General features: G+C 46.3%; 4 protein-coding genes. All 4 read left to right on the top strand.

Annotation, left to right across the window (positions count from 1 at the left end):
- The coding region (locus tag B3V56_RS07280) for a hypothetical protein (protein ID WP_289284121.1) at nucleotides 1-213 on the top strand (213 nt) is incomplete at its 5' end.
- A 314-nt stretch (nucleotides 214-527) separates the two neighbouring features.
- Entirely contained in the window at nucleotides 528-992 is a 465-nt protein-coding gene (locus B3V56_RS07275) for a flagellar protein FlhE (protein WP_286305124.1), read from the top strand.
- Nucleotides 993-1226: 234 nt separating this feature from the next.
- The gene (locus B3V56_RS07270; protein WP_289284120.1) at nucleotides 1227-1796 is read left to right on the top strand and encodes a hypothetical protein; all 570 of its coding nucleotides are present in this window, start codon (nucleotides 1227-1229) and stop codon (nucleotides 1794-1796) included.
- 169 nt (nucleotides 1797-1965) lie between these two features.
- Nucleotides 1966-2181 carry a hypothetical protein gene (locus B3V56_RS07265; RefSeq protein ID WP_041354371.1) on the top strand — a complete coding sequence of 72 codons (216 nt, stop codon included), beginning with the start codon at nucleotides 1966-1968 and terminating at the stop codon, nucleotides 2179-2181.
- Nucleotides 2182-2241: the final 60 nt, after the last annotated feature.

The raw sequence follows: 2241 nt of genomic DNA, 5'->3' as shown, positions 1-2241 counted from the left end.
GACTTCTTTAATATTTATTATGAAGCCGCAGGCTTCATAAAAGACACTGTTAGGCGTAAAATAAATCGAGCCTGGCACCAATATCACTCAAAACGCGCAAGGATAGCAGGGTTGTTGGGGCAATCAGTGCCTGGGATCGGCCTTTGGGAAGATGCGGCTGCCAGCGGCCAATTTCTTCTCCATCATCGCTCTTCGGTGGTCAGAAGGGCTTAAACCGAGTCTTGACGGCACTCCAGATCAGGGGGATATTTTCGCATAGGCGGTTGGACTTCCTATTCTTGAAGCGGCGATCCGGGCTGATCAAGGCCGTGGCCACTGCGGACATCAAAAAAACAACCCGTGTGAACTGAGAGGTCAATTCCGGATGTCGCAAGGAGGCAGTTTCTGATTTCGCTTGACACTTATTCGGCGTTGTGCATCCAATATCTTGGAGGCCTAATGCGCAACGAACAGCGGTAGTTGACTTCCAAGTAACTTGACTTAAGTTACTGTTTTTATGTGGTTGCGCCCCGCGCATTGGGGAGCTAATGAATAGATCAATACAATTGGAGAACTGCTATGAAGATCAAGAGCATACTTACTGGAATGGCGTCATATTCGCTTTTTTGTCATCAGCAGCACATGCGGCGGATGATTTCTGGGAGCACACGCGGTTAGGTTACACAATTTATTTTTCTGGAGGTTATGCAACCACTCCATTTAACCCGCCGTCTTCTGTCCCCAGAAGGGACGCTGAAATTACAGACGTTTCCTGGGATTGGAATACCATTCCTAACGGCCATACGTCTGAAGAAGTCGAATTGTGTTACCGAAAACAATACTCATCCTCTGATTTTCTTTGTATCGATATATCAGCTGCGCAAAATGACAATTCAGATGCATTTGACGGGTTTAACGCCCGTGGCACTTTCCATTTACGATTTACTTTAGTCGGAGGAGCGTATTCAACTATCCGTACAGCGGATACAGTAAGAGTGGATTACAGCTACTGATGTAATACAATATGACAGATTACCCCCTTTGTCATAAGGAGGAAATGCAGCATGAATATCATCACTGGATTTATTAACAGCTCAGCCCAAAGCGCATTGCAGTCGGATACCTCCGTTGCTAATTCCAAGGATATAACGAATTCAGAGAATACAAGCAGCTCCGGCTCTCGGATCAGCAATACTACTAATCCAGCCCTGCAGATTAGCGCCCGAGGTCATTCTATAAGCCTATTGGTGCAAGGCGCGAACGAGTTTTTACGCCAAGAACTTGGGCCCAGTTACCTTCCCATAGCAAGAGGCCAAGCGTTGCTTGACCAAGCCGTTAGCATGGTAACAGCCAATACCGAAATTGATATAGATGGCCAAGCGTTGAGAAATGCCTTGCAGCAAGAACACAACATTCGTGAAACGATACCAAGACCTAACCCTTCATCTGATAGTGGAAATGTCTTTGATTTTTTATCGGAAAGCGACAGAGAAGCGTTGGAAGCTGCGTATGATTATGCTGTAGAGAACAACCTCGATGCTGATGATGTTGAACTGGCAGCCGGGTTACTTGCCAGTGACCGACGACGCCAAGCCGCTATTGCTTCAGGTACAATCTATTTAGTGCATGAGCCAAGTGAGAATGCAGGCAAGTTTATTCCCCAATCATCAGCTAACTTACCCAATACAGACACTAGCAATCCGCGCCAGTCACTGATTGATCGAGTGACATCCGGCGACCTATTCAGTAAAAATCCGTTTCTCAACCAGGCGTTATTCATCGAAGCGGCGTTTCGCACCCTGCAATTAAAGAATTAAAGGGGTCTGGTTGAAATTATTTTTCCAGGCAAAGAATCAACACACGATCAATCGCCTAACGATGGCATTCAGCCGCGCGCGCGAATAGCGCGCCGGCTGATGCTGGCGTTAGGCCAGAAGCCCAACGTTCATATCTGACGATCAAAAGTCGTCACTTTACAAGAAGGGTTTGAGTTATAGCGACAACCATGTTTTTGAAGAAACGGTAAAATGTCAGGGCGGGAAAGAAAAAATGGATATTGAGTTTGGCCGCTCTTCATTCTATGACGAGGATAGTATTTATCTGAATGTCGATGGCAAATCTGTGATTATGGATCGTGCTACAGCCAAGAAATTTGTGGAAACCGTTCTGGGTGTTGGCCACTATTTCGGTTTTGTCGATTAATCATCGGCGCAAAACCGGTAATTGAGCCTAACAATCACAGTCACGGCGACGTCTACTACA

This window comes from Methylophaga sp. UBA2513 (assembly GCF_002341285.1).
GTDB classification, from domain to species: Bacteria; Pseudomonadota; Gammaproteobacteria; order Nitrosococcales; family Methylophagaceae; genus Methylophaga; species Methylophaga marina.
Note: the sequence above shows the minus strand (reverse complement) of the source record. Positions and strands in the feature narration are given on the sequence as shown.

Coding starts and splice junctions, on each gene's coding strand:
- B3V56_RS07275 (WP_286305124.1), top strand. CDS start 528: ATGAATAGATCAATACAATTGGAGAACTGCTATGAAGATCAAGAGCAT.